This is a genomic window from Salmonella sp. 741265050_HSA, from assembly GCF_046569445.1.
Taxonomy (GTDB): domain Bacteria; phylum Pseudomonadota; class Gammaproteobacteria; order Enterobacterales; family Enterobacteriaceae; genus Salmonella; species Salmonella enterica.
Window position 1 is genome coordinate 18,865 of the sequence record NZ_JBKFSV010000015.1, and the last position, 26,148, is coordinate 45,012.

The window sequence follows — 26,148 nt, forward strand, 5'->3', positions numbered from 1 at the left end:
GCCAATTTGCCCTACTCTGCGCCAGGACTAAACTACTCCGTATGGGTTAACTTAACTGCTGCTTCACCCGTTCATCATTGGGATAATGTTCATCCTGCCGCCCTTCAGGGATCGATCGTAAACGATATTCTTCATCTTGCGTAACGGCCTGTTCCGCTAAATCCGGATTAATCTCGCGTTTGATTTCCACGCCTAGCCCCCGGAAGGCCTCCGCCTGCGCCAAAACGTTGCCACGCCCCGACGCAAGTTTTTTCATCGCCTGGCGGTAGTTATCCTGCGCTTTATCCAGACTCTGACCGATCGCTGACATATCATCAACGAACAACCGCATTTTATCGTAGAGCTTACTGGCTCTGTCTGCGATGTGCTGCGCATTGCGGCTCTGGTGTTCATAGCGCCACAGGTTGGCGATTGTCCGTAACGCCACCAGTAGCGTCGTGGGGCTTACCAGCATAATGTTATTTTTCAGCGCCTCGGTTATCAGTTCGGGCTGTTTATCTAACGCCAGCAGGAAAGCGGGTTCTACGGGGATAAACATCAGAACATAGTCCAGCGAGCGGAGGCCGGGAAGCTGCTGGTAGTCTTTACGCCCCAGTAAGCGAATATGATTGCGCACCGAGGCGATGTGCTCTTGTAAAGCGGCCTCGCGCGTGTAGTCATCTTCAGCGTTAAAGTAACGCTCGTAGGCGACCAACGTCATTTTAGCGTCGATGACCACATCTTTGCCCTGTGGCAAGCGGACGATGACATCCGGCTGCATCCGCGAGCGCGCATCGTTCTCAATACTAACCTGGGTTTCGTATTCGTAGCCTTCACGCAGTCCGGATGCCTCCAGCACCCGCGCCAGCACAACTTCGCCCCAGTTTCCTTGCGCCTTATTGTCCCCTTTCAGGGCGCGCGTCAGGTTGATCGCTTCCTGCGCCATTTGCGCGTTAAGCTGCTGCAAATTACGAATTTCGTGCGCCAGCGTATGCCGTTCCTGCGCTTCTTTGCCAAAACTCTCCTGAACCTGGCGGCGAAAACCGTCCAGTTGCTCACGCAGCGGCGTCAGCAGGCTATTCAGGCTTTGTCGGTTTTGTTCGTCTACGCGACGATTACTGTGTTCAAAGATACGGTTCGCCAGATTTTCAAACTGCTCGCTTAAACGCTGTTCGCTGTTGATCATCTGACGGATTTTGTCTTCCGCGTGTTGTTGAGTCGCTTCCAGACGGGTCGTGACTTCACGCAGATCGGCTTCCAGAGAGGTATTAATACTGTGCAGGCTGCGCAGTTCGTTATTAAGTAACTCGCATTCACTGCGCCAGTGCGCTTCTTGCGCTAATTGCTGCCGGGCCGCGCTAAGTTCGATATCCAGCTCACGCCGTTCTTCGATAAGATCGGCGCGGATTTGATCGGCGTGCGCTTTCGTCGCCAGCCAGCCAATCACCGCCCCAGCCGCCAGCGCCACGACGGCGCTTATCATAAGAGTAATATCCACAACACCTCTCCTGGAACCACACTGTCCTGCACAAAATAGAATTGTGCTGTATAAACGTCCAGTTTAAAAGGGATTTCCTGCGAGGCGCCACGCAAAAAGAAAAGGCCGAACGCGTCGGCCTTTGCAAAAGAGAGGAGAATTACAGCAGACGACGGGCCGCTTCCACGACGATTTTCACCGCGTGGCTTTCAGTTTGTTTCATCGTTTCCGCATTCGGAATCTCTTGTTGGGTACGGTTGACGATAACGCCCGCCACCATACCTGCGCGTAACCCCTGGCTTGCGCACATGGTTAACAGCGTAGCGGATTCCATTTCGTAGTTCATTACGCCCATCGCCTGCCACTCTTCCATAGAGCCTTTGAAGCGACGAACAACGCGGCCAGAATAGGTGTCATAACGTTCCTGACCCGGATAGAAAGTGTCGGAAGAGGCGGTTACGCCAACGTGAGTCGTGGCGCCAATCGATTTCGCGGCTTCAACCAGCGCGGTGGTGCAGGCAAAGTCGGCAACCGCCGGGAATTCCATCGGCGCAAAATGCAGGCTCGCCCCATCCAGACGTACGGATGCGGTCGTTACCAGAACGTCGCCGACGTTGATGTGCGGCTGAATAGCCCCCGTGGTACCGATACGCAAGAAGGTACGAATACCCAGTTGCGCCAGTTCTTCCACGGCAATAGAGGTAGACGGGCCGCCGATACCGGTAGAGCAAACGATAACTGCTTTGCCATCCAGCTCAGCGCGCCAGGAGGTGAATTCGCGGTGAGATGCCAGCTTAACCGGCTTATCCATCAGCGCGGCGATCTTTTCCACACGCTCAGGATCGCCAGGGACGATGGCGAGCTGGGCCCCTTGTAAATCGTTTTTGGTGAGGCCGAGATGAAAAACATCAGACTTGGACATATAAAACTCCTCTGTGAATCGGGTTTGTCAGAAGAAGCAAAAAGACACTTTACCTAAGGCATAAAGATATTTTCGTGACAGCCATCACTATGGCGTAAAACAATTGCACTCGTTTACCATTAAAAAGTGATGTGCGTCACAATAAATAATCAATATCGCCAGGCATTGCACAAAAGATAGCCGCTTTAAGGCAATGTGGTTTGTTACACACTGTCTATAGTTAAGATTGCGCTATTTTTTAAGGGTACGGAGAATACCATGACAACGACACATCCATCCGGCTTTGCACCTGCAGCCTCCCCGCTTGCCCCTACGATGATTCATACGCCTGATGGGGCCATTAGCGCGGGGATAACGTCGATTCCCTCTCAGGGCGACGATATGCCAGCCTATTACGCCAGACCAAAAGCGAGCGACGGCGCGCTGCCTGTGGTCATTGTGGTACAGGAAATTTTTGGCGTACATGAACACATTCGCGATATTTGCCGACGACTGGCGCTGGAAGGCTATCTCGCTATCGCGCCTGAGCTCTATTTCCGCGAAGGCGACCCCAATAATTTCGCCGATATACCCACATTATTGAGCGGGCTGGTGGCTAAAGTACCGGATTCGCAAGTCCTTGCCGACCTGGATCACGTCGCCAGTTGGGCTTCGCGCAACGGCGGGGATGCGCATCGGCTGATGATCACCGGTTTTTGTTGGGGAGGCCGGATTACCTGGCTGTACGCCGCGCACAACCCACAGTTAAAAGCAGCGGTAGCGTGGTACGGCAAGCTGGTGGGCGACACGTCACTCAATTCGCCGAAGCATCCCGTTGATATCGCCGCCGATCTTAACGCGCCGGTACTGGGTTTATACGGCGGACAGGATACCAGTATTCCACAGGAGAGCGTGGAAACCATGCGTCAGGCGCTACGCGCCGCTAATGCGAAGGCGGAAATCGTGGTCTATCCCGATGCAGGGCACGCGTTTAATGCCGATTATCGTCCGGGCTACCACGAAGCCTCAGCGAAAGACGGCTGGCAAAGAATGCTGGAATGGTTCACGCAGTACGGTGGGAAAAAAGGCTAACCACAGCGCATTACGATGTTTGTTGGGCCTACGAGACCGGAGTCGGTGTAGGCTCAACAAAGCGTCATCGCCACGTTAGCTATGCTTTACCACAGCATTTTTTATATTTTTTACCGCTGCCGCAGGGACAGAGATGGTTACGACTGACGGCTCCTGTGTCTTTACGCGCGTCCTGCGCCAGCCAGCGCATGATCGATGCCATCGGATAGCCTTGCGCCAGCAGCTCCCGCCAGACATTCATATACGGCGTAACGTGCTGGAAAAAATGCTTATAGCCCGCACACAAGTAATTATGCGCAGGATGACCGGACGGCGAGACGGCAAAGCGATGCTTCGGACAGCCGCCATGACACGCAAAGCGGTAGTCACAGCGACGACAATCGGCGGTCAGGGTCTCCCGCTTGGCCTCGCCAAACGCAATAGCCCGCTCGCTATTATTTAAGGTTTTGATGCTGTGCTGGTGGATATTCCCCAGCAGATGCTCCGGGTAGACAAAGTGGTCGCAGTTGTAGAGATCGCCGTTCGACTCCAACGCGAAGGCATGTCCACAAGTCTCGGAATGTACACACAGTACCGGCTGCTGCGCCGTCCAGGCGGCTAATGCCACGTCAAACATCTGCACATAGACGCGGTCTACGTCGCGACGAACCCAGATATCAAAGATCTGGTTGAGAAATTCGCCATATTGCCACGACGGTACCGTCCATGGCGCCAGCGTCGCCGCGCTTTCGCCGGGCATCACCAGATTAAGTACCGATGAGTTATCGGTGCTCATTCGCTCCACCAGCGGGATAAACTGAATAAAACGCGATCCCGCCGCCAGAAGAAATTCGTAGACGTCTGCTGCATGACCGACGTTATGTTTTCCCACGACGGTTAAGGTATTAAAGTCGACATGGTGCGCTTTAAGCCGCGCCATTGCTGCGACGACCTGTTCATGAGTTCCTTTTCCAGCGCGATTAAGCCGATAGTGGTTGTGTAACGACGCCGGGCCGTCGATAGAGAGACCGATGAGAAAATGCTGTTCAGCGAAAAAGCGCGCCCACTCGTCATTCACCAGGATGCCGTTCGTCTGCAACGCATGAGTGATTTTTCGCCCATCGCCGTACTTTTCACATAATGCGACAACCCGGCGGAAAAACGGTAGCCCCATCATGGTCGGTTCGCCGCCCTGCCAGGCAAAGTCAATGCGGTCGCCACTCTGCGCGGCAATATGCTGGCGTATAAACTGTTCCAGCGTCTCGTCCGACATTCGCCAGTTTTTATTGCGTTCCGGGTACAGCGCCTCTTTTTCCAGGTAGAAACAGTAGGAACAATCAATATTGCACACCGAACCCGTGGGTTTCGCCATGACGTGACAGCTGGCTAATGCCATCTCAACATACTCCTTCGGGTAAAAGACTTAGCGCGGCTGGCAGTATCAGCGAGACGGCCTCCAGCCCGAGAATAATGCTCAGCAACCGCTTAGTCAGGACGGAGGCCGGGGTGGTTAATTCACCGTCAGCAATGACCTGCTGCTGACGATAATGGGTAACAATCATCAGCACGATCGCCAGCCCAACAGCAAGGCTACCCACCCAGCCGGAGGCTAAAGAGCCACGGGCAAAACCAACGCGCGCAGTGACCAGCGCCAGGACGAATACGGAGAACGTCGTGCGGAGCCAGGCCAGCGCGGTACGCTGAGGCTGCAGGCCGGGATCACAAGGGCGGAGATCAACGATCATCGCAGTAGTAAAACGGCTAACGTTGTGATGATGACGACCATCAGACCTGCGCTGAGCCAGATCAGAAGCTGGGGATAAGTCAACGCAGCATCGTGGCGCATCGCGCGTTCATTACCGGACCAGCGTCGATAAGCGTACCAAGCGAGAGCGGCCGCGGTGATCCCCAGCACGCATACCAGCAACGCGCGCACGCCGGAGGACGCCAGATTTTCCGCCAGTTGATCAATTCCGATTGCGGCGGCCATAAAGGCCAGCGCCGTACGAATCCAAGCCAGGTAAGTTCGTTCATTGGCCAGCGAAAAACGGTAGTCGGGAGCCTTTCCCTGAGTCAGCCAGCTCATCGACTATTCTCAACAATATACTGATAACAGCTGGCGATGTGTTTGGCAATGCTGAATTCCACCAGCTCCCCGCGGTCATTATAGCCTTTACGCGTTTTCACCAGCAGCGGTTCCAACGAGGGAATTTGCAAAATGTGGCAGTCTTCTTCTGTCGGCAACTCGGCGGTAATCACGTCCTGGAAGCTATCGATATTTTCGTCATTCTCCTCCAGCATTCTGTACAGGCCGCCGCTCAGCGTATCAAGAGTGAGCTGATGTAGACGCGGCGTCAGCCAGATATAGTTCACCTGGGCGGGCTGCTCGTTTTGCCGGTAAATGGTGCGGGTTAATAGCGACAGCGCCGTTTTGCCATCAACCTCAAACGCCTGGGCCACGGCTTCAGGGGGTTGCAGTTGCTCAAGCTTCAGATTATTACGTTCAATCGGATGTTGCTGCTGCCCATCCACCAGCCGCACGCGGGCTTTGACTTCCTGTTTCTCGGAAGTGCTGATCACCATCGTGCCAATCCCCGCCTGGCGTTTTACCAGCCCTTTCGCGGCCAGTTCCGCCAGCGCGCGGCGGGCCGTAATGCGGCTGACGCCGAAGATCTCTTCAAACTCCGCTTCGGTAGGCAGTACGTCATTCTTTTTGTATTCGCCGGTTTTCAACTTCTCCAGCAGAATGTCGTGTAGCTGGGCATATAATGGTTTAGCGCCGCGTGAATAGTCCAGTTCTTCTTTCATTAACTCCGTACTCCTTTTCCCCGGCCAAAGCCGGGGAGACTACTTAATCAAGTCGCATTTCTAACGCCATCTTATAATACACGCTCTGATGCTGCTCCTCGGGAACCTCATTCTGTACGAATGCCCACAAATTTTCTTTCGTCCAGTCTGCCCGGCAGGCGGACTGAAGCCGAGTAGCCAACTCAACCTGCCCGCTTCCTTCGAGGTGCTGCAGCAGTGCAAAGAGGCCATAGCGAACCTGTGGCGTGAAGGCCGCCAGCTCCGGCAGAAGGTGCGGGTCCAGCCCCAGTAACGGCGCGTGGGCATCGTTTAGCGCATAGCGCGGATAGAGCTCGGCAGGCGCGTCGCTTTGCACCATCATCGCCTTCATGCGCTCGCACAGCTTCCGCGCGACGTTTTCATCGTGACACTGCGTTTGCTGCGTCGGGTCGTCGGTCAGATCGTATAAGCGGTGACCAAAACGGTCGGCATCACGTGTCATCACCGACTCGGCGGGCACCTGCAACACCTGGCAGCCTTTGGTAAAACTGAACGGCGGATGCAGCATCATGCCCTGAAGCTCCTGCGGCGTGAAGCGGCGGTTAATGCGCGTCGGCATTAGCGTATATTCATACAGGCCGTCAACGCCCTGCTCAACCGGCGCGCGCATATAAACATAGCGGCCATCGGTAATGTTGATATGGCAGCCATGATAGCCAAACAGCACATGGTCGCGTACTGGCGTATCGTCACGCAGCACCGGCAGCAGCGAAACGCCCTGCATATCTTGCGGCTTGTCCAGACCAAAGCTGTCGAGCAGCGTTGCCGGGATATCGATCGTCTGCGCCAGCGCCTGGCGCGATTCGCCCGCACAGCCATACTGCGGATGCCAGATAAAGCAGGGGGTATTCGCCACTTCGTTATACAGCGGCATGATATTTTTGCCCCACCATTCGTGCTCGCCAAGCAGAAAACCGTGATCCGTATTGACAATAAGCATCGTGTCGCGCCACAGATCGTAGCGATCCATGTAATCAAGCACCTTGCCCACGTAGGCATCCACCATGGTCAGCAGCGCCATGTAGTACTTCTGGATCACGCTCTTGCGCTCCGCGCTTTCAGTCACGAAGTAGTACGGCGGCCAGCCATCAAACTGCGACGGGTCGTCGATACCGTACATTTTCAGGTACTTTTCCGGCACAAAAAACGGTTCATGCGGATCAAAGCACTCCAGTTGTAGGAACCAGTTATCGCTGGCGTAGTTAATATCAATAAATTCCAGACCTTTGTTGATCGTCCGCGCCAGATGGTGATCGTCCTCATTTTGCATAAACTGCACGTTGATCTGGTGCTGCACCCGACTGGCGATCCGCCGCTGTTTGATCTCCTCCGGTTCGCCGGATTCATAGCGATATTCCGGCTTATCGACCACGCCTTTCCACGCGTCACCTTCCTGCCCACGAATAAACTCATAAGTGCTATAACGCGAGTGGTAGGTCGCGCCACCGTCACGCCAATAGTGTTTATGGTCAGTCACCAGATGCGTATGAATTCCGTTTTTCTTGAGGATTTCCGGCACGGAGTCATCGAACGGCTCCAGCGGCGACCAGCCGCGATGGAGAAAGTTATAGCGTCCGGTATGCAACTCACGGCGGGCGGGCATGCAGGGCATACTGCCGACATAAAAATTATCGAACCGTACGGTGCGCTCCTTTAAGCGCTGGAAATTCGGCGTAATGGCGCGATCGCTCCCGTAAGCTGACAACAGACGTTTGTTGAGAGAATCAAACATCAACATAATTGCTTTCATGTGCTATTCCTTTTATTCACGCCATTTCTTTATCGTAACCACGGACCTTGCCGACCACATACGTCAGCGCAAAGGCCGCCGCACAGCCCACCAGCCATGCCAGGATGTATTGCAGATATTTGCCGTCGGCAATCAGCGGTAGCGCCGAAAGCCCCGCCGCGCCGACGCCGTTGGTGGAGACTCCCAGCAGTACCACCATCACGCCGCCAAACCCCGCGCCGATCGACCCCGTGATGAAGGCAAACCCCGCCGGAATATTGACGCCGAAAATCGTCGGTTCCCCCACCGCCAGAATCGACGTTGGGATCGCACCCTTGGCGATTTTTTTCATCACCGGGTCGCGGGTCAGCAGCAGTACCGCCGTCGCCGCTCCTACCATGCCAGCGTTAGACATAATCTGGATAGCAAATAGCGGCGCGTGACCGGTGGCGTTGATCATCTCAAGGTGAATCGGGAACAGACCGTGATGCAGGCCCAGCGAAATCAGGAACGGGAATAGCGCCGAAAGCACAAAACCTGCCGCAATGCCGCCGTGTTCCAGTAAGCCGTTAAGTGCGTGCAGAATACCGTTGGAGACCACGCCCGCCGCGGGCATGATGATAAACAGCTGCGCAGCAGCCATCACCAGCAGCACGACCGTTGGCGTCACCACCACGTCGACGATATCCGGCACGAATCGGCGCACCTGTTTTTCCAGCAGACACATCAACCAGACGGCAAAAATCACGCCGATCAGCCCGCCCTGCCCGGGGATCAGCCCCAGCGTCGTCACCTGCGGCATAATGGTAATCGCGCCGAGCAGACCGCCCAGAATCAGATTACCTTCAAATTCACGCGCCGAGGTGATGCCCGCATAAATAGCCAGAAAGCCAAACAGCGCTTTCGAGACGATGTCCAGGAACTGGCTGACGCCGAGCAGATGCCGCTGGTCGAGCACCACCTGGGTGGGCGAAAGGTCGCCGACGGCGGCAATATGATGGCTCATTGCCCATGAAGCCGCCGAGTTGACCACCACGTTGTTCAGCCCCATCAGAATCCCGGCCGCAATGAGCGCTGGCAGAATGGGGACAAAGATGTTCGCAATATGTTTGAGAATAGCTTTGGTACGCGTCTGCTTCTTCGCTTTTTCGCGCGCCAGTTTCGCCTTTTGCTCGACACCGCTCAATGTGGTATCCACAGCAGGCGCGCCTTTTAGCCGTTCGTTGATCACCGTCGCCACCTTCGATGATTTTCCCGGCCCGACTATCACCTGCAGCGTGTCATCTTCCACCACGCCCAGTACGCCTTCGATACCTTTGAGCGCGGGCATGTCGACCAACGACGGATCGGCAATGGTCATCCGCACGCGGGTCATACAGTTGGTCACATGAATAAAATTCTCCAGCCCGCCACAATGCTTAACGATGGCGTCACCCACCATGTTGTAGTTCATACAGAGGTCCTTTTTTTGTTTTCATCCCCATTTGTTATAACAATATAATGTTATTATGTTTGTGATGGTCATCATAAAGATCGCTTTTCAACCACCAGGCGCGAGCGCAAAAAAAAGAGGAGGCCGAAGCCTCCTCTGGTGCCTATGTTTTCTTACGCCTGACGCAGATTGTGCGCCGCTTTGACCATGTTCGCTAACGCCGCGCGGGTTTCCGGCCAACCGCGAGTTTTCAGGCCGCAGTCCGGATTCACCCACAGGCGTTGTGCCGGAATACGCTGTGCCGCCTTCTTCAGCAGGGCTTCAATCCACTCGACGCTCGGCACGTTCGGCGAGTGAATATCGTACACGCCCGGCCCGATTTCGTTCGGGTAGTCGAACGCTTCGAACGACTCCAGCAACTCCATATCCGAGCGGGAGGTCTCAATGGTGATCACATCCGCATCCAGCGCGGCGATCGAATCCATAATGTCGTTGAACTCGCAGTAACACATGTGGGTGTGGATCTGGGTTTCATCCTTCGCCACCGCCGCGTTGATGCGGAAGGCTTCCACACCCCATTCCAGATAGGCGTCCCAGTCGCTGCGACGCAGCGGTAGACCTTCGCGCAGCGCCGGTTCATCAATCTGAATAATCCCGATCCCCGCCGCCTCCAGATCCGCGACTTCATCACGCAGCGCCAGCGCAATCTGTTTCGCAATCGTTTCGCGGGTCACGTCTTCGCGGGGGAATGACCAGCAAAGAATAGTCACCGGGCCGGTCAACATCCCTTTTACCGGTTTGTCGGTCAGCGACTGGGCATATTTCGCCCACTCCACGGTAATCGGTGCCGGACGGCTGATATCGCCAATCACTACCGGCGGTTTCACACAGCGGGAGCCATAGCTTTGCACCCAACCATTCTGGGTAAAGACGAAGCCGTCCAGATGCTCGCCGAAGTATTCCACCATGTCGTTTCGCTCGGCTTCGCCGTGTACCAGCACATCCAGCCCTAAACGCTCCTGCTCGATGATAGCCTGCCTGATGTGTTCGGCGATGCCGGTGCGGTAGTTATTCGCGTCGAGATTGCCCTTTTTGAAGTCCAGACGCAGGCCGCGAATTTCCGTGGTTTGCGGAAACGAACCGATAGTCGTCGTCGGCCAGGCGGGAAGTTTAAAGCGGGCGCGTTGCGCTTCAGCACGCACCTCATACGGATTCTCACGCTGGCTGTCCTGCGCGGTGATCGCCGCCAGGCGTTTTTCTACCGCGGCATTATGTACGCGGCGGGAGTGACGACGAGCCTGAATCGGTGCGCTCCATTTCTCAAGCGCCGCCGTTTCGCCGCTGTTCAGCGCATCGCGCAGCAACGCCAGTTCACCGCATTTTTGCAGCGCAAAGGCAAACCAGCTTTTTACTTCCGTATCCAGACGCGTTTCGACGCTAAGATCGATCGGGCTGTGCAGCAAAGAGCAGGAGGATGCTACCCACAGCGCGCGTTTGCCCACAAGGGCGTTAATCTGCGCGTATTTTTCGGTCAAATCGGCGCGCCAGACATTACGCCCGTTAATCAAGCCTGCGGAGAGCAGCCAGTCGACCGGCAGACGTTGATGCAGTTCCGCTACATCATCTTTGCCATGAATGAGGTCAACATGTAGCCCCTGTACCGGTAGCGCGATAATAGTGTCCAGGTTTGGCGTCACGCCTTCAAAATAGGTCGTCAGCAACAGCTTCACCTGGCCGGCGAGCGCGTCGTAAGCCGGTTTGAAGGCATCCAGCCACGCCTGCGGCAGTTCCAGCACCAGCGCTGGCTCATCAATTTGGACCCACTCAATACCACGTTTTGCCAGTTCAGCCAGTACGTGCTGATACACCGGCAAAATGTCTTTCAGCAACGTCAGGCGGTCAAACGGCTCGCCTTTCACTTTACCCAGCCACAGATACGTGACAGGCCCCAGCAGGACGGGTTTGATCTTATGCCCCAGCGCCAACGCTTCGTCCACTTCCTCCAGCAACTGTGTCCAGGTGAGTCTGAACTGCTGGCCTTTGCTGAACTCCGGTACTATGTAGTGATAGTTGGTATTAAACCATTTGGTCATTTCCGCTGCCGCCGCCGGTTCGCCGGTTGGCGCGCGACCGCGACCAATGCGGAACAGAGTGTCGATATCCACGGAACCGTCGTTGTTCTGATGACGAGCCGGCACATTGCCTAACAGCAGGCTGGTGGTCAGAACATGGTCGTACCAGGCAAAGTCGCCTACCGGTAACAGGTCAATACCCGCTTGTTTCTGCTGCTCCCAGTGACGCGCGCGCAGTTCGCGACCCACCGCCAGTAACGCTTCACGCGTTGAGTTCCCCGCCCAGTAGCTCTCTTGCGCTTTTTTCAACTCGCGACGCAGGCCAACGCGAGGAAAACCGAGGGTATGAGTCAATATTGTCATTTTACTTCCTCTCTTATTTTATTGAATCTGAAAGTAAAACTCTAAATAGTTCGGCTTGCAGGAAGGCGGCGACACAGCGCATCCCCAGGAGCTTACTGAAGTAAGTGACTGGGGTAAGCAAGGAAGCCAACGCATCTGCAAGTCGAAATATGACGAGTTTTAGACGTCTGGATGTTTACACATCCATAATGTAAAGGTACTGTATATTCCTCAAGCGCAATTTGTTCATGGCGAAGTGAAGGACTTTCATGATCGAAATTAAACATCTGAAAACACTCCAGGCATTGCGGAATAGTGGATCGCTGGCTGCCGCGGCGGCGGTGCTGCACCAGACCCAATCCGCTCTGTCTCATCAGTTCAGCGATCTGGAACAACGCCTTGGTTTCCGCCTGTTCGTGCGTAAAAGCCAGCCGCTGCGCTTTACGCCGCAGGGGGAAGTTCTGCTGCAACTGGCAAACCAGGTGCTGCCGCAAATCAGCCGTGCGCTGCAGGCGTGCAACGAACCGCAGCAAACTCGTCTGCGCATCGCTATTGAATGTCATAGTTGTATTCAGTGGCTGACCCCGGCGCTGGAAAACTTCCGTGCAAACTGGCCGCAGGTAGAAATGGATTTCACATCCGGCGTCACTTTTGATCCGCAACCGGCCTTGCAACAAGGCGAGCTGGATTTGGTGATGACGTCGGATATTTTGCCGCGCAGCGGGCTGCATTATTCGCCGATGTTTGATTTTGAAGTCCGACTGGTGCTGGCGCCCGACCATCCGCTAGCCAGCAAAACGCAGATTACGCCGGAAGATTTAGCCAGCGAAACGCTGTTGATTTACCCGGTGCAGCGCAGCCGACTGGATGTCTGGCGACATTTCCTGCAACCGGCGGGTATCAGTCCGCTGCTGAAAAGCGTGGATAATACGCTACTGCTGATTCAGATGGTGGCGGCCAGAATGGGTATTGCCGCCCTGCCGCACTGGGTGGTGGAAAGTGTTGAGCGCCAGGGTCTGGTGGTGACCAAAACCCTGGGCGATGGTCTGTGGAGCCGCCTGTATGCCGCCGTGCGCGACGGCGACCAGCGTCAGGCGGTGACCGAGGCGTTTATTCGCTCGACGCGGGATCACGCCTGCGATCATCTGCCGTTTGTGCGGAGCGCGGAGCGACCCATTTTCGATGCACCCACAGCGAAGCCAGGATCACAGCCGCGCCTGTAATAAAGCTTGGCCAGTGGGGCTGCTGATGCCAGATGGCAAGATTAACCAGTAGTCCTGCGGGAACATGCATATTATTCATGATACCCAGCGTCCCGGCGTCTACCTGGGTAGCGCCATAGTTCCACATAAAGTAGCCAATGCCGGACGCCACCACGCCGAGAAACACCATAATGCTCCATTGCAGCGTGGTTTCCGGCAGCTTTTGCGCGTTCCCCAACAGCGACCACGCCACCGCCGCCACCAAAAACGCCCCCAGATAGAACCACGCAAAGGCGTTGTGCTGCGGCATGGGACGGGTCTCCATCAGACGTTTATACCCCACCATTCCGATAGCGAAACTGATATTAGAAAGCTGCACCAGGAGCAAACCGACCCAAAAATGGTCGGTCACGCGATCGTAGCGAATAATCCCGGCACCAATCACCGCCAGCAACGCGCTAAATGCATAGCCCCAGCGCAAACGACGCTGACTCATCACATCGTAAATCAGCGTGATATAGAGCGGCGTCAGAACGGTAAACAGCAGCAGTTCGGATACGGTCAGGTAGAGGTAAGCATGGAAGCTCAACATATACATGATGCCAAGCTGCATCGCCCCCACCAGCATATACAGGCTGATGGTTTTTAGGTTGTGCCCGCGAGTACGCAAAAACGGCAGAAAAACGAGCGCCGCCAGCCCAACGCGTATCAGCACCGCGAAATAGCTATCGACATGCCCGGCAAGATACTCGCCAAATAGACTAAAGGAGAAAGCCCACAGGATAGTGGTAATGATGAGTAGCGCCACAATGGATGTCTCTTAAAACAGGGAACACCCATTGTAGCGGAGAGTGAAGTTGACAACTGGTCAACTAACAAACAATCACATCAGCGTAAGAAAAGATCGCGCAGGTAATGCGGCACGGCGTTATCCGCGTTGATGCCGATCACCTCAAGTTCGGGATACAGGTCTTTCAGACGCTGGTGCGCATTGCCCATGATGCAGCCTTTGCCCGCCATCGTGAGCATTTCAGCGTCGTTCATTCCGTCGCCAAAGGCGATACACTCTTTCAGGCTGTACCCCATCGCCTGAGCGACCGCTTCCAGCGCATGACCTTTCGACACTCCGCCCGCCATCACTTCCAGACAGGTTAGCGTAGAGAAGCTCACGTTTACCCGATCGCCCCAGCGCGCGTTAATCGCCTGCTCCAGCGGCAACAACTTTTCATGAGTGTCGCTGGTGAAAAACACTTTGCTGACGCCCTCCGGCTCCAGCAGCGCAGGCTCAAACAACGAGTAGTTAAATACCGCCTCTTTGAAAAAACGCATTTCATCGGGGCGATGACGATTCATAAACCATTCGTCGTCGCGATAAACGTTAGTCACGATGTCCGGGTTCGCATTCACCACCCCGAACAGGTCGCTGGCAATGTCGCTGTCCAGATTATGCGTAAAAACCAAATTCCCGTCGGTATCGTGCACTCGCGCGCCGTTGGAGGTGATCATGTAAGACTTGATTTCAAGATTATCGCGGATTTGCCCTACATCGACATGATGACGACCAGTGGCAAAGACAAAATGGATGCCGCGTGCGGTCAACAGCTTCAGAGTCTCTTTGGCATAAGGGGACAACGTATGGTCGGGGGAGAGCAGCGTGCCATCTAAATCAGACGCAACAACCTGATACATAATAAAATTTAACCTCTAAGCAAAGCGATTTCCGCTGGATAAATTAGGCTTGTTGAAAAATTCAACAATGGCGTTAAGCGCGACTGAGCGCATGGCGTCCTTTTCAAAAAGGATCTCATGGTACGCGCCTTTGATAACCAGCGGTTTTCCCCCTTCACAAGGGTATCCCGCCGCGGCGCGAATTTCACAAAAACGATCGTGGGTGCGGTTATCCACTACCCGCTCTTCTTCCGCCTGAATCAGTAGCGTAGGCGTCGTGTCATCGCTCGCCCCAGCCAGAACCTGCTCACCCGCCAGAATGCCTTCGCGTACCCAATGCCAGGTGGGGCCGCCAACGCGCAGCTGCGGCTCGTCGGCATAAAATCGTAAGTTGCGCTGATAACGCTGGCGGCTGTGGGTCAGCGCATTCATCCCAAACGGCAACGCCCGCCACTGACCGGTACCAATAGCGTAATCTTCACGGATACGCTGGTGCCCTTCGGCCCAGTCGAGAATATGGCGCACCATAAAGGAAGGCAAGCGTATCACAATACCAAACATCGGCGCGGTGAGCGCAATAGCGTCGCACCGCACACGATGGCGTTGCAGGAACAGAGTGGCTATCGCGCCCCCCATTGAGTGCGCCAGGATATAACGCTTACGCCACGGCCCCGGCTCAATTTCCTGCTGCCAGAACGCCGCTAAGTCCTCAACATAATCGTTAAAATGATCAACATGACCCCGATGCGGGTCCGATAACATCCGCCCGGAGCGCCCTTGACCACGGTGGTCGATGATGAAGATATCAAAACCGAGATGAAAAAGGTCATACGCCAGTTCAGCGTATTTTACATAACTCTCAATGCGGCCAGGACAAATGACGATCGTCCGATCGTTGGAATCATTCCGAAAACGGACAAAGCGCACCGGAATGTTACCCACGCCGATAAACTCCGCCTCTTCCCGCTGACGCCAGAAATCGGTCAGCGGCCCCATAGCAAAAGCGGCAAACGCATTTTCTCTTGTTTCCCAGTCATTTTGCTGCTGAAACATCGGGTTTTCGGCCTCGTTTACCAGGTAAAATCGTTTTTTGCGTCGTGCCTGACACAACACAGCGGCAGTAGCGTATTGTGGCACAAAAACAGACAACCAGGGAGTTTCGCATGACCTTTGAATGGTGGTTCGCCTATCTACTGACCTCAACTCTGCTGAGTCTTTCTCCGGGTTCAGGCGCCATCAATACCATGACGACGTCTATCAACCATGGATATCGTGGCGCAGCGGCTTCTATCGCCGGACTCCAGACCGGACTGGGGATACATATCGTACTGGTGGGCGTCGGACTGGGTACGCTCTTTTCGCGCTCGCTCATCGCTTTTGAAATCCTGAAATGGGCTGGCGCGGCTTATCTTATCTGGCTGGGTATCCAGCAATGGCGCGCCGCAGGCGCTATCGATCTGCATACTCTCGCCCAGACGCAATCGCGGGGTCGGCTGTTCAAACGCGCGGTCTTTGTCAATCTAACCAATCCCAAAAGCATTGTCTTTCTTGCCGCCCTGTTTCCGCAATTCATCATGCCGCAGCAACCGCAACTGGCGCAGTACCTCATTCTCGGCGTCACCACGATTGTGGTGGATATGATTGTGATGACCGGTTACGCCACGCTGGCGCAGCGCATTGCCGCCTGGATTAAAGGACCAAAGCAGATGAAGGCGCTGAATAAAGCGTTTGGTTCGTTGTTTATGCTGGTAGGCGCGCTCCTGGCGTCGGCAAGACACGCGTGATAGTCGTGCCGGATGATGTTTATCCGGCCCGGAGGTAAATTAGCGCGAAATAATCAGGTGAATACCAAAGCCCGCAAACAGAGCGCCGGCAAAGCCATCAATCCATTTCGCCAGACGCTGATAGCCGCGGCGCATTTTCGGCAGCGCGAACAGGCTGGCGACTACGGTAAACCAGGCCAGCGTTTCCAGGGTGATTAACGCGAAAATACCCCAGCGCGCCGCAGCGCCGACGTTATCGCCGACAAACAGTGAAAAAACGGAACCAAAATAGATAATCGCTTTCGGATTCGACAGATTGGTCAGCAGCCCTTTGAGAAAACTGCGCCCGCTCTGCGCCAGTTCAATGTGCGGAGAAGACGCCGCCGCATCCTGTTTTTTCAGCGCGCCGCGCAGCATCTGATAGCCCATCCAGCACAGGTACAGGCCGCCGCCTACCATAATGATCGTGTGTAGCCAGGCCATTTTTTCGATGATGAGATGCAGGCCAAGCAGCGCCACGCCCGCCCATACCATCACGCCGCAGGTAATGCCCAGTACGCCCATCATCGCTTCTTTACGCGAACGGCTGACGGCAGTTTGAGACACGAAGAAAAAGTCGGGGCCGGGGCTCATTAGCGCAACGATGTGCACCATTGCCACGGTGAAAAATAGCATCAACATAAAAATGGCTCGCGGGGAAATAGTTCAGTGAGTCACCATCCTGGCACTTTTTTGCCGGGCTGACTACTCTTCGTCATCACCATCGACATGCGCGCGGATGAGCGCCATGAATTCTTTCCCGAAGCGCTCCAGTTTGCGCATCCCAACCCCGTTAACGCTTAACATCTCGCTGGCGGAAACCGGCATCTGTTCCGCCATCTCTATCAGCGTGGCATCGTTAAAGACCACATACGGCGGGATATTCTCTTCATCAGCGATAGCTTTACGCAGCTTGCGCAACTTAGCGAACAATTTGCGATCGTAATTACCGCCGAACGATTTCTGCATCACGCGGGGTTTGAGGGCGACGATGCGCGGCACCGCAAGCTTTAGCGGAACGTCTCCACGGAGTACCGGACGCGCGGCATCCGTCAACTGTAATGCGGAGTGCTGCGCAATATTTTGCATTACCAGCCCCAGATGAATGAGCTGGCGAATCACGCTCACCCAGTGCTCATGGCTCTTTTCGCGTCCCATGCCATAAACCTTGAGTTTGTCATGACCGAAATCGCGGATGCGTTGGTTATTCGCGCCGCGGATCACCTCGACAACGTAGCCCATGCCAAAACGCTGGTTAACCCGACCAATGGTAGAAAGCGCAATCTGGGCATCGTTTAAGCCATCATATTGTTTGGGCGGATCGAGACAGATATCGCAGTTGCCGCACGGTTCTTGTCGGCCTTCGCCAAAGTAATTAAGCAATACCAGGCGACGGCAGGTTTGCGCTTCGGCAAAAGCGCCCATCGCATTCAGTTTATGCCGTTCAATATCCTGAAGCTGTCCGGCTGGTTTCTCTTCCAGACAACGACGTAGCCAGGCCATGTCAGCCGGATCGTAAAATAACATGGCTTCCGCAGGCAGTCCGTCGCGCCCGGCGCGGCCCGTTTCCTGATAGTAGGATTCAATATTGCGCGGGATATCGAAATGCACGACGAAACGTACGTTAGGTTTGTTTATGCCCATTCCAAAAGCGACGGTCGCCACCACGATTTGCAGATCGTCGCGCTGAAATTTTTCCTGCACATCGGCGCGAATAGCGTTTTCCAGCCCCGCATGATAGGCCGCCGCGCTAATGCCGCGACTTTGCAAGCGCGCAGCGGTATCTTCCACTTTCGCCCGACTGTTGCAGTAGATGATACCCGATTTGCCGCGTTGCTCCTGAACATAGCGCATTAGCTGGTCGAGCGGCTTAAACTTCTCCATCAGCATGTAGCGGATATTCGGTCGGTCAAAGCTACTGATCTGGATTAACGGATCGTTAAGCCCAAGCAGACGAATAATATCCAGGCGCGTGGTGTCGTCGGCGGTGGCGGTCAATGCCATAAACGGCAAAGCGGGAAAACGCTGGCGAAGCTGACCGAGAGCCGCATATTCCGGACGGAAATCATGTCCCCATTGCGAGATGCAGTGCGCTTCATCCACCGCCAGCAATACCGGATTCCAGTGCGCCAGATGATCAAGAAAGTTGTCCAGCATCAGGCGTTCCGGCGCAATATACAGCAGACGAATCTGTCCGGTACGGCACCCCGCCATCACCTCAAGCTGCTGCTCGCGGCTTTGAGTGGAGTTCAGGCACGCCGCCGCCACACCGTTCGCCAGTAGCTGATCGACCTGGTCTTTCATCAACGAGATCAGGGGCGAAACGACGACGGTCAATCCGTCCAGCAACAACGCGGGGATTTGATAGCACAGAGATTTGCCGCCGCCGGTGGGCATGACGACCAGACAGTCGCGACCGGAGAGCGCAGTATCAATAATCGCTTCCTGGCCCGGGCGAAACTGTTGGTAGCCAAAGGTTTCCTGCAAAACCTGTTTGGCCCCTGATTCCAGATTCAACACTTCCGCCTGCGCCACATTAACCCCGTTCACCATAAATCAAAACAGGCGCTATTTTCAGCGCCTGCGAGAGAAACTGCAATGTTTAAAACACGATCCAATCAGAAGATATCGTTAAGCATCACGCCGACGCCGACACGTGTCTGATTAAAATTATAGTCGATCAGCGATTCGCCATAGCCGCTGTACACCTGGGTATAAAGCCGGACATGTTTAGTGACCGGATAGCTTAATCCAACTTCCGCGCCGCCGTAGCCTGTATTCCAGTTGTACTGGCCTTTGGCACTTAATACCGCCTCGCCCAGGTGATAACCGATTTTAAGCTGGTAATAACCCATATATTTGGTGATGTCCGGATTATCGTCGGTACTGCCAATCACGTACCACGGTTTGACCTCTACCAGCCAGTTACCGTTTTCGGCCATCAGACGGGTATACAGACGGTTCCAGCTACGCGAGGTGGGGTCTGAACGTCCGTTAGAGTCATGGTTGTAGCCCATCTCTACGTCGCGCAGCGTCCAGCCGGCAAAGCGATAATCGGTAGCAAAACCAAGAAAAAGCTGCGGTTCGTAGTTGGTTTCGCGAAACGGCGAAGACTCTTTACTGTTGGAAAGCTGCCACCAGGATTTCTGCGTATAGGAAGCACCCAGTACCGAGTTCGGCCCCAGTATTCCGCGCCACAGCGGAAACGCCAGACTCAACTGAAATTTCACTTCATCTTTACGTGCGTTTTCAGACCAGTTGTAGGTACTTATGGCCTCTTTGTTCAGATCGCTGGTGTTCGTGTAGATCAAGTAGTTGGTGTCATAAGGGTAAAGCGTAAAAGGGTTATCATGCTCCTGTAGCATGTTAGCGATGATACTTCCCCGTACTGCAGGCGCATCATGAACCTCTTTTATCGTAGCTTCTTGTGCATATGCCGCTAATGGCAGTAGCGTGGCTGGCAACAACCCTCTCAAAATTGCCCGCATTCTTGACGTTCTCCTGACGAAGTATTTTCAGCTTGAATCATTCTCTGCCAACCATTTTTACATATTTACACACATAGCCGTTAGTTATCCCTTCTTAAAGTAGAAAACAACAATTAAGAAGCATAATATCAACATTTCATTAACCAATGAGGTATCAGGAATCTATGTCCGCTGTACTTACCGCTGAACAAGCTCTGAAATTAGTGGGTGAAATGTTTGTCTACCACATGCCGTTTAATCGGGCGTTAGGGCTGGAGCTGGAACGCTATGAAAAAGCGTTCGCCCAACTGGCCTTTAACAACCAGCCGATGATGGTCGGCAACTGGGCGCAAAGCATTTTACACGGCGGCGTGATCGCCTCTGCGCTGGATGTCGCCGCCGGACTGGTATGCGTCGGCAGCACGCTAACTCGCCACGAAACCATCAGCGAAGATGAACTACGCCAGCGCCTGTCGCGGATGGGAACGATTGACCTGCGCGTCGATTACCTGCGTCCGGGCAGAGGCAACCGCTTTACGGCCACCAGTAGCCTGCTGCGCGCAGGGAATAAAGTGGCCGTCGCCCGCGTGGAATTACACAATGAAGATCAGCTGTACATCGCCAGCGCCACCGCTACTTATATGGTGGGATAAAAGCAGGTAAACTGTTGTTACACTTCAGATACGAGTTTTCCGGATGGACGCAAAACAAACACGGCAGGGCGTATTACTCGCTCTTGCCGCCTATTTTATTTGGGGGATCGCCCCCGCGTATTTCAAGCTGATCTATTACGTTCCCGCAGATGAGATCCTGACGCACCGCGTGATTTGGTCATTTTTCTTTATGGTGGCGCTGCTTAGCGTCAGCCGGCAGTGGCGACAGGTTAAGCGCTTACTGAAAACGCCAAAGAAGATTTTTCTGCTGGCCCTGTCCGCCGTACTGGTCGGCGGTAACTGGCTATTGTTCATTTGGGCGGTAAATAATCACCATATGCTGGAGGCCAGCCTGGGTTATTTCATTAATCCGCTGGTTAACATCTTGCTGGGGATGATTTTTCTTGGCGAACGCTTCCGTCGAATGCAGTGGCTGGCGGTGATTCTGGCGGTGTGCGGCGTGCTGGTGCAACTCTGGACCTTTGGCTCGCTGCCGATTATCGCGCTGGGGCTGGCGTTTAGTTTTGCGTTTTACGGCCTGGTGCGTAAGAAGATCGCCGTTGAAGCGCAGACGGGTATGCTGGTCGAAACGCTATGGCTGTTGCCGGTCGCCGCGATTTATCTGTTTGGCATCGCCGATAGCCCTACCAGCCATATGGGGCAAAACGCACTATCGTTGAACTTGCTGTTAATGGCGGCGGGTGTGGTCACTACGATTCCGCTGCTGTGCTTCACCGGAGCGGCTACGCGTCTGCGTCTTTCTACACTGGGCTTTTTCCAGTATATCGGCCCAACGCTGATGTTTTTACTGGCGGTGACGTTTTATGGCGAAGTGCCGGGTGCGGATAAGATGGTGACATTTGCATTTATCTGGGTCGCGCTGGCGATTTTCGTGATGGATGCGATTTATACGCAACGGCGTAAGCATTAAATAATAAAATGGCAGCTATTATCTGGCTGCCATTTTATGTTATTTCTTTTTAGTAAATAGCAATACAATAAATAATATAATATTTGTTACTGGAAACACGCCCAACACACCAATAAACTTATTCCAACCAACAAACGTTAAATAACGGGCATGGATCTGGCAAAAGCCGAATCCCAACGCTATTCCAATCCCCCTCAAATTTAATGAAGTACAAATCGACAGTACAACGAGCAGGACAATAGCAATCACCCACCATCCAATCCAGGCTTTAATGAATTCGGCTTTAGAAAAAGGGTCTTTACCAAAATAAACTTGCCAGAAATTTTTCTCTTGCATTTTATGAAATCCATTCATTGAAATTGTTAATTACCAGATAATATATTTAATTATTATCTATTGCTGTGCAACGTAATTATCATGCCATTATTTACCATTACTGTCATTAGAAAATTCAGTGTGATATATTTACATGTGAGACCTGAAGTTGGTTATCAATATGGAAAAAATAATATGATTAGGATTATTAAAGATATTTTTCACCCTTCCCCCAAGGATACATTGAAGCGAGCAAAGTTTGTTATTTATACATTATCATCATGGATAATATTATTTACTATAATGCCTAAAAACCAATATCTTGATTTAATATTTATTATTGTCAATACCTATATCCATATTAATATTGGCGCGAAGAGAATCAGAGATTCAGGTTGCAGGGCACTTTATTTCATCGCATTGTCTATAGGTGTAAATGTCTTCTGTACAGTCAGTGTCGCACTCAATGGGGCTGATTGCGATAATATTGGTATACAACTCAATATTGCCTGGGTAATACTCACAACACTACTGCTATCTTTCATCGCTTCTTCAAAACAAGAACTCTCCTCATGATGAAGAACTTCCAACGGACTGGCGGTTAAATCGCCAGTCCGTTGATTTTACAACCAGTTCTTGCGCTTAAAGTACAGATACGGCGCAAGCCCCGCCAGAATCATAAAGATAATCGCGCCTGGATAACCAAAGCTCCACTTCAGTTCCGGCATAAACTCGAAGTTCATCCCATAGCTGGAAGCGACCAGCGTCGGCGGCAGGAACACCACGGAAACCACCGAGAAGATTTTGATAATGCGGTTCTGCTCAATGTTGATGAAACCCATCGCCGCCTGCATCAGGAAGTTCACCTTCTGGAACAGCGATTCATTGTGCGGCAGCAGAGATTCGATATCGCGTAGAATCTCGCGTGCCTGCTCCAGCTGTCCGCCCGGTAAGCGCGCCTTGCGCACCAGGAAGTTCAGCGCGCGCTGGGTATCCATCAGACACAGGCGTACCTTCCAGCCGATATCTTCCAGTTCCGCCAGCGTGGAGAGCGCTTCGTCGTATTCATCGCCCTGATGCCCTTCCATAATGACGCGGCTCAGTTTTTCCAGATCGCTGTAGATGTTTTCGATTTCATCCGCTAACTGTTCAATTTTGGTTTCGAACAGATCGAGCAGTAATTCATAAGCATTACCGTCGACCATCGCCTGGCTGCGGGCGCGCATACGATACAAACGGAAGGCGGGCAGTTCGCGTTCACGCAGCGTAAACAGACGGCCATCGCGAATAGTGAATGCCACCGTAGAGTTACCGGCATGATCTTCCGCATCTTCGAAGAAGAAGAAGGAGTGGATATGCAGTCCGTCTTCGTCTTCAAAGAAGCGCGCGGATGCTTCGATATCTTCCAGTTCAGGACGCGTCGCCAGACTCTGGCCCAGCTCAGATTGTACGCGCAATCGCTCGTCGTCGTCCGGTTCGACCAAATCGACCCATACGGCATCAATCAGGCTTTGTGACTCCTCGACTTCCAGCCGGGTCAGTCGGTTTTTTTCCAGTTGAAATGCGCTCAGCATGACCGGGACTCCCAATGCGTAAAAATATCGGACAGTTCAGATGGGCACACAGAAACAAATTGGGTTTCAGACCATTAAACAGCCTGACTCAACGCGACGGGAAAAAATGAAAGGTCGCTGACAACCGCTAAGGCTATCAGCAAAAAGGGATAGCCTTAGGAGTTGATCCTGGATGACAGGATAATGAGCCAGTATCTACTGGGTGTGTCCAAGGCGAATGTCCTCTTAGCGTAATCGTGGGCGCATGTTACGCCAGCAAAAATTTGCCGTCAACACGCAACGAAACGCGAAAAAGCAATAATTTCCCCTTATGCAGAAAGGTTAGCAGAGTGAGAGTATTTATCTATGATTTCAGAATATTAACATCACTATATAGCCGGATGGCGGCTTCGCCTTATCCGGCCTACAAATCAAAATGTTAGCCAGCGCGTAGGCCGGATAAGAGGCGTCATCCGGCACTATGAGAGTCGGTCAAACCGTTTCCAGCTTCGCATACGCGGCAACCAGCCATTTGATCCCTTGCCCCTGAAAAGCCACCTGCAGCCGGCTATGCTCGCCGCTGCCCTCCAGGTTGACAATAGTTCCCTCGCCGAACTTCGCATGGCGCACGCGTTGGCCGAGTTTATAGCCTGTGTCGTTTTCCGCCAGCGGCGTTCCCATTCGTTGATGGCTCACTGGACGACTGACGGTGGCGCGCAGACGGACCTCTTCCACGCACTCCTCCGGCAGTTCGCCGATAAAACGCGACGGGCGATGGTAGACCTCTTTACCATACAGACGGCGAGTTTCGGCATAAGTTAGCGTCAGCTTCTGCATGGCACGGGTAACGCCGACGTAGGCCAGACGACGCTCCTCTTCCAAACGCCCGCCCTCATCCAGCGACATCTGGCTGGGGAACATGCCCTCTTCCATGCCGACAATAAACACCTGCGGAAACTCCAGGCCTTTGGCCGAGTGCAGCGTCATCAGCTGTACCGCATCCTGCCAGGTATCCGCCTGCCCCTCGCCCGCTTCCAGCGCCGCGTGAGAGAGGAAGGCCTGCAATGGCATTAAATCTTCATCTTCGTCGTTGTAGCTGAACTGCCGCGTTGCCGTCACCAGTTCCTCTAAGTTTTCGATGCGCGTCTGGCCTTTCTCGCCTTTTTCTTGCTCATACATGGTGCGCAAGCCGGAATCTTTGATCACCCGGTCAGTCTGCACATGCAGCGGCATGTCGGCAGTTTCCTGCGCCAGAGCGTCGATCAGTTCCATAAAGCGTTGCAGCGCGCTGGCCGCACGCCCGGCCAGGGCTTTTTCCTGTAACAATTCACGGCACGCCTGCCACAATGTTAGCTGGCGATCGCGCGAGGTCTGGCGCACCACGTCCAGCGTACGGTCGCCGATGCCGCGCGTTGGGGTATTCACCACGCGTTCAAAGGCGGCATCATCGTTGCGATTGGCAATCAAACGCAGATAAGAGAGCGCATCTTTGATCTCCTGACGTTCGAAGAAGCGCATACCGCCATAAATCCGGTACGGCATACTGGCCTGTAATAACGCTTCTTCCAGCACGCGCGACTGGGCGTTGCTGCGATAAAGGATGGCGCATTGCGCAAGCGCGCCGCCGTTGTCCTGCCAGGTTTTGATACGGTTAACCACAAAGCGCGCTTCATCCAGTTCGTTGAAAGCGCAGTACAGAGATATCGGTTCGCCATCAACGCCGTCAGTCCACAGCTTTTTACCCAAACGCCCATTGTTATTCTCAATCAGAGCGTTCGCCGCGCTAAGGATGTTGCTGGTCGAACGGTAATTCTGCTCCAGACGAATGGTCTGCGCGCCGGGGAAATCATTGAGGAAGCGCTGGATGTTCTCTACCTGGGCCCCGCGCCAGCCGTAGATCGACTGATCATCGTCGCCAACAATCATCACTTTACCGGTATCGCCCGCCAGCAGACGAACCCAGGCGTACTGAATGTTGTTGGTATCCTGGAATTCGTCCACCAGAATGTTAGTAAACCGCTCGCGATAGTGTTGCAGGATGTGCGGCTTGTTCAGCCATAGTTCATGAGCGCGCAGCAGTAGCTCGGCAAAATCCACCAGACCAGCGCGATCGCACGCTTCCTGATAGGCCTGATACACCTTCTGCCAGGTCTGCTCCACCGGATTGCCATAGCTTTGGATATGGTGCGGGCGTAGCCCTTCGTCTTTCTGGCTATTGATGTACCACATCGCCTGACGCGGCGGCCACTGCTTCTCATCAAGATTCATCGCCTTAATCAGGCGTTTAAGCAAACGCATCTGATCTTCGCTGTCGAGAATCTGGAAATCCTGCGGCAAATTAGCGTCCATATGATGCGCGCGCAGCAGGCGGTGCGCCAGACCGTGGAACGTCCCTACCCACATTCCGCCCTGGCTGGTCCCCATCAACTGGCCAATACGATGGCGCATTTCCGCCGCCGCTTTGTTGGTAAAAGTCACCGCCATGATGGAGTATGGCGAGTTGTTTTCTACGCTCAGTAACCAGGCGATACGGTGCACCAGCACGCGGGTTTTCCCGCTTCCCGCGCCCGCCAACACCAGCATGTTGCTACGTGGCGCGGCCACCGCTTCGCGCTGTTTATCATTAAGGCTGTCGAGCAGGTAAGAAACGTCCATTGGCACCGCCGCGTAAAAACATGAAAACTAAAAACGCCCGGGGCGCTTCGCT

Annotated in this window: 25 protein-coding genes; 6 read left to right on the forward strand and 19 right to left on the reverse strand. The window is 53.9% G+C overall.

Features of this window, described 5'->3' with window-relative positions; translation table 11 throughout:
• Positions 1-46: 46 nt before the first annotated feature.
• Both rmuC and udp read right to left on the reverse strand, forming a co-directional pair.
• Positions 47-1,477, reverse strand: coding sequence for a DNA recombination protein RmuC (rmuC, locus tag ACLD4F_RS18705; protein WP_000355562.1), 1,431 nt, complete (start codon positions 1,475-1,477; stop codon positions 47-49).
• Between the two features lie 139 nt (positions 1,478-1,616).
• The gene (gene udp / locus ACLD4F_RS18710) at positions 1,617-2,378 is read right to left on the reverse strand and encodes a uridine phosphorylase (protein ID WP_000045169.1); all 762 of its coding nucleotides are present in this window, start codon (positions 2,376-2,378) and stop codon (positions 1,617-1,619) included.
• A gap of 258 nt (positions 2,379-2,636) precedes the next feature.
• Here udp and ACLD4F_RS18715 point away from each other — a divergent pair, with 258 nt between their 5' ends.
• On the forward strand, positions 2,637-3,449 hold the full coding sequence (locus ACLD4F_RS18715; protein ID WP_079944692.1) for a dienelactone hydrolase family protein: 813 nt from the start codon (positions 2,637-2,639) through the stop codon (positions 3,447-3,449).
• 79 nt (positions 3,450-3,528) lie between these two features.
• Here ACLD4F_RS18715 and ACLD4F_RS18720 read toward each other — a convergent pair whose 3' ends face one another.
• From ACLD4F_RS18720 to metE, 7 genes are all read right to left on the reverse strand, one after another.
• A complete protein-coding gene (locus ACLD4F_RS18720; RefSeq protein WP_411010977.1) occupies positions 3,529-4,824 on the reverse strand; it encodes an anaerobic sulfatase maturase in 1,296 nt (431 codons plus the stop codon).
• A 1-nt stretch (position 4,825) separates the two neighbouring features.
• On the reverse strand, positions 4,826-5,173 hold the full coding sequence (locus ACLD4F_RS18725; protein WP_079981874.1) for a DUF202 domain-containing protein: 348 nt from the start codon (positions 5,171-5,173) through the stop codon (positions 4,826-4,828).
• A complete protein-coding gene (locus ACLD4F_RS18730; protein WP_079981873.1) occupies positions 5,170-5,514 on the reverse strand; it encodes a YidH family protein in 345 nt (114 codons plus the stop codon). Before ACLD4F_RS18730 ends, ACLD4F_RS18725 begins: the two co-directional genes overlap by 4 nt.
• Positions 5,511-6,236 carry a GntR family transcriptional regulator gene (locus ACLD4F_RS18735; RefSeq protein WP_079790794.1) on the reverse strand — a complete coding sequence of 242 codons (726 nt, stop codon included), beginning with the start codon at positions 6,234-6,236 and terminating at the stop codon, positions 5,511-5,513. The genes ACLD4F_RS18730 and ACLD4F_RS18735 overlap by 4 nt, the downstream gene beginning before the upstream one ends.
• Positions 6,237-6,279: 43 nt before the next feature.
• On the reverse strand, positions 6,280-8,025 hold the full coding sequence (locus tag ACLD4F_RS18740) for a sulfatase (protein ID WP_183058913.1): 1,746 nt from the start codon (positions 8,023-8,025) through the stop codon (positions 6,280-6,282).
• Positions 8,026-8,041: 16 nt separating this feature from the next.
• A complete protein-coding gene (locus ACLD4F_RS18745; RefSeq protein WP_080108865.1) occupies positions 8,042-9,457 on the reverse strand; it encodes a PTS transporter subunit EIIC in 1,416 nt (471 codons plus the stop codon).
• A 152-nt stretch (positions 9,458-9,609) separates the two neighbouring features.
• The gene (metE, locus tag ACLD4F_RS18750) at positions 9,610-11,871 is read right to left on the reverse strand and encodes a 5-methyltetrahydropteroyltriglutamate--homocysteine S-methyltransferase (protein ID WP_411010978.1); all 2,262 of its coding nucleotides are present in this window, start codon (positions 11,869-11,871) and stop codon (positions 9,610-9,612) included.
• Positions 11,872-12,119: 248 nt separating this feature from the next.
• Here metE and metR point away from each other — a divergent pair, with 248 nt between their 5' ends.
• Complete coding sequence (metR, locus tag ACLD4F_RS18755) at positions 12,120-13,073, forward strand: HTH-type transcriptional regulator MetR (RefSeq protein WP_060554328.1); 954 nt, start codon at positions 12,120-12,122, stop codon at positions 13,071-13,073.
• On the opposite strand, the gene ACLD4F_RS18760 is transcribed toward metR, so the two are convergent.
• The 3 genes from ACLD4F_RS18760 to pldB all read right to left on the reverse strand — a co-directional run bounded on the left by ACLD4F_RS18760 (position 12,961) and on the right by pldB (position 15,773).
• Complete coding sequence (locus ACLD4F_RS18760; RefSeq protein WP_411010979.1) at positions 12,961-13,860, reverse strand: carboxylate/amino acid/amine transporter; 900 nt, start codon at positions 13,858-13,860, stop codon at positions 12,961-12,963. The two genes, metR and ACLD4F_RS18760, sit on opposite strands and share 113 nt — an antisense overlap.
• Before the next feature lie 80 nt (positions 13,861-13,940).
• Positions 13,941-14,741, reverse strand: coding sequence for a sugar/pyridoxal phosphate phosphatase YigL (gene yigL / locus ACLD4F_RS18765; protein ID WP_000285338.1), 801 nt, complete (start codon positions 14,739-14,741; stop codon positions 13,941-13,943).
• Positions 14,742-14,756: 15 nt separating this feature from the next.
• The gene (gene pldB / locus ACLD4F_RS18770; protein ID WP_000487685.1) at positions 14,757-15,773 is read right to left on the reverse strand and encodes a lysophospholipase L2; all 1,017 of its coding nucleotides are present in this window, start codon (positions 15,771-15,773) and stop codon (positions 14,757-14,759) included.
• A gap of 110 nt (positions 15,774-15,883) precedes the next feature.
• Between pldB and rhtB the strand changes: the two genes are divergently transcribed.
• Complete coding sequence (gene rhtB / locus ACLD4F_RS18775) at positions 15,884-16,504, forward strand: homoserine/homoserine lactone efflux protein (RefSeq protein ID WP_000142521.1); 621 nt, start codon at positions 15,884-15,886, stop codon at positions 16,502-16,504.
• 39 nt (positions 16,505-16,543) lie between these two features.
• On the opposite strand, the gene rhtC is transcribed toward rhtB, so the two are convergent.
• From rhtC to pldA, 3 genes are all read right to left on the reverse strand, one after another.
• A complete protein-coding gene (gene rhtC / locus ACLD4F_RS18780; RefSeq protein WP_000928814.1) occupies positions 16,544-17,164 on the reverse strand; it encodes a threonine export protein RhtC in 621 nt (206 codons plus the stop codon).
• A 63-nt stretch (positions 17,165-17,227) separates the two neighbouring features.
• Positions 17,228-19,057 (reverse strand): ATP-dependent DNA helicase RecQ, encoded by a 1,830-nt coding sequence (gene recQ / locus ACLD4F_RS18785; protein WP_001664819.1) that lies wholly within the window; start codon positions 19,055-19,057, stop codon positions 17,228-17,230.
• 83 nt (positions 19,058-19,140) lie between these two features.
• The gene (gene pldA, locus ACLD4F_RS18790; protein ID WP_001201692.1) at positions 19,141-20,010 is read right to left on the reverse strand and encodes a phospholipase A; all 870 of its coding nucleotides are present in this window, start codon (positions 20,008-20,010) and stop codon (positions 19,141-19,143) included.
• Between the two features lie 164 nt (positions 20,011-20,174).
• Between pldA and yigI the strand changes: the two genes are divergently transcribed.
• Together yigI and rarD are read left to right on the forward strand one after the other, a co-directional pair.
• Positions 20,175-20,642: an acyl-CoA thioesterase YigI gene (gene yigI, locus ACLD4F_RS18795; RefSeq protein WP_001277136.1), complete on the forward strand. Its 468-nt coding sequence runs from the start codon at positions 20,175-20,177 to the stop codon at positions 20,640-20,642.
• A 43-nt stretch (positions 20,643-20,685) separates the two neighbouring features.
• Positions 20,686-21,573, forward strand: a complete 888-nt coding sequence (gene rarD / locus ACLD4F_RS18800) for an EamA family transporter RarD (protein WP_000339081.1) — start codon at positions 20,686-20,688, stop codon at positions 21,571-21,573.
• 39 nt (positions 21,574-21,612) lie between these two features.
• On the opposite strand, the gene ACLD4F_RS18805 is transcribed toward rarD, so the two are convergent.
• Positions 21,613-21,909 carry a hypothetical protein gene (locus ACLD4F_RS18805; RefSeq protein ID WP_001156607.1) on the reverse strand — a complete coding sequence of 99 codons (297 nt, stop codon included), beginning with the start codon at positions 21,907-21,909 and terminating at the stop codon, positions 21,613-21,615.
• 174 nt (positions 21,910-22,083) lie between these two features.
• Here ACLD4F_RS18805 and ACLD4F_RS18810 point away from each other — a divergent pair, with 174 nt between their 5' ends.
• The gene (locus ACLD4F_RS18810; RefSeq protein ID WP_023139942.1) at positions 22,084-22,464 is read left to right on the forward strand and encodes a hypothetical protein; all 381 of its coding nucleotides are present in this window, start codon (positions 22,084-22,086) and stop codon (positions 22,462-22,464) included.
• A 47-nt stretch (positions 22,465-22,511) separates the two neighbouring features.
• On the opposite strand, the gene corA is transcribed toward ACLD4F_RS18810, so the two are convergent.
• From corA to uvrD, 3 genes are all read right to left on the reverse strand, one after another.
• Positions 22,512-23,462: a magnesium/cobalt transporter CorA gene (gene corA, locus ACLD4F_RS18815; RefSeq protein WP_000947139.1), complete on the reverse strand. Its 951-nt coding sequence runs from the start codon at positions 23,460-23,462 to the stop codon at positions 22,512-22,514.
• 155 nt (positions 23,463-23,617) lie between these two features.
• Positions 23,618-23,674, reverse strand: a complete 57-nt coding sequence (gene ysgD / locus ACLD4F_RS18820) for a YsgD/CorL family protein (protein WP_212723238.1) — start codon at positions 23,672-23,674, stop codon at positions 23,618-23,620.
• Between the two features lie 259 nt (positions 23,675-23,933).
• Positions 23,934-26,096 (reverse strand): DNA helicase II, encoded by a 2,163-nt coding sequence (gene uvrD, locus ACLD4F_RS18825; protein WP_000383436.1) that lies wholly within the window; start codon positions 26,094-26,096, stop codon positions 23,934-23,936.
• Positions 26,097-26,148: the final 52 nt, after the last annotated feature.

Excerpts from the sequence above, each read along its gene's own strand:
- udp (WP_000045169.1), bottom strand. The coding sequence starts at position 2,378 with ATGTCCAAGTCTGATGTTTTTCATCTCGGCCTCACCAAAAACGATTTA.
- ACLD4F_RS18715 (WP_079944692.1), top strand. The coding sequence starts at position 2,637 with ATGACAACGACACATCCATCCGGCTTTGCACCTGCAGCCTCCCCGCTT.
- ACLD4F_RS18720 (WP_411010977.1), bottom strand. The coding sequence starts at position 4,824 with ATGGCATTAGCCAGCTGTCACGTCATGGCGAAACCCACGGGTTCGGTG.
- ACLD4F_RS18725 (WP_079981874.1), bottom strand. The coding sequence starts at position 5,173 with ATGATCGTTGATCTCCGCCCTTGTGATCCCGGCCTGCAGCCTCAGCGT.
- ACLD4F_RS18730 (WP_079981873.1), bottom strand. The coding sequence starts at position 5,514 with ATGAGCTGGCTGACTCAGGGAAAGGCTCCCGACTACCGTTTTTCGCTG.
- ACLD4F_RS18735 (WP_079790794.1), bottom strand. The coding sequence starts at position 6,236 with ATGAAAGAAGAACTGGACTATTCACGCGGCGCTAAACCATTATATGCC.
- ACLD4F_RS18740 (WP_183058913.1), bottom strand. The coding sequence starts at position 8,025 with ATGAAAGCAATTATGTTGATGTTTGATTCTCTCAACAAACGTCTGTTG.
- ACLD4F_RS18745 (WP_080108865.1), bottom strand. The coding sequence starts at position 9,457 with ATGAACTACAACATGGTGGGTGACGCCATCGTTAAGCATTGTGGCGGG.
- metE (WP_411010978.1), bottom strand. The coding sequence starts at position 11,871 with ATGACAATATTGACTCATACCCTCGGTTTTCCTCGCGTTGGCCTGCGT.
- metR (WP_060554328.1), top strand. The coding sequence starts at position 12,120 with ATGATCGAAATTAAACATCTGAAAACACTCCAGGCATTGCGGAATAGT.
- yigL (WP_000285338.1), bottom strand. The coding sequence starts at position 14,741 with ATGTATCAGGTTGTTGCGTCTGATTTAGATGGCACGCTGCTCTCCCCC.
- pldB (WP_000487685.1), bottom strand. The coding sequence starts at position 15,773 with ATGTTTCAGCAGCAAAATGACTGGGAAACAAGAGAAAATGCGTTTGCC.
- rhtB (WP_000142521.1), top strand. The coding sequence starts at position 15,884 with ATGACCTTTGAATGGTGGTTCGCCTATCTACTGACCTCAACTCTGCTG.
- rhtC (WP_000928814.1), bottom strand. The coding sequence starts at position 17,164 with ATGTTGATGCTATTTTTCACCGTGGCAATGGTGCACATCGTTGCGCTA.
- pldA (WP_001201692.1), bottom strand. The coding sequence starts at position 20,010 with ATGCGGGCAATTTTGAGAGGGTTGTTGCCAGCCACGCTACTGCCATTA.
- yigI (WP_001277136.1), top strand. The coding sequence starts at position 20,175 with ATGTCCGCTGTACTTACCGCTGAACAAGCTCTGAAATTAGTGGGTGAA.
- rarD (WP_000339081.1), top strand. The coding sequence starts at position 20,686 with ATGGACGCAAAACAAACACGGCAGGGCGTATTACTCGCTCTTGCCGCC.
- ACLD4F_RS18805 (WP_001156607.1), bottom strand. The coding sequence starts at position 21,909 with ATGCAAGAGAAAAATTTCTGGCAAGTTTATTTTGGTAAAGACCCTTTT.
- ACLD4F_RS18810 (WP_023139942.1), top strand. The coding sequence starts at position 22,084 with ATGATTAGGATTATTAAAGATATTTTTCACCCTTCCCCCAAGGATACA.
- corA (WP_000947139.1), bottom strand. The coding sequence starts at position 23,462 with ATGCTGAGCGCATTTCAACTGGAAAAAAACCGACTGACCCGGCTGGAA.
- uvrD (WP_000383436.1), bottom strand. The coding sequence starts at position 26,096 with ATGGACGTTTCTTACCTGCTCGACAGCCTTAATGATAAACAGCGCGAA.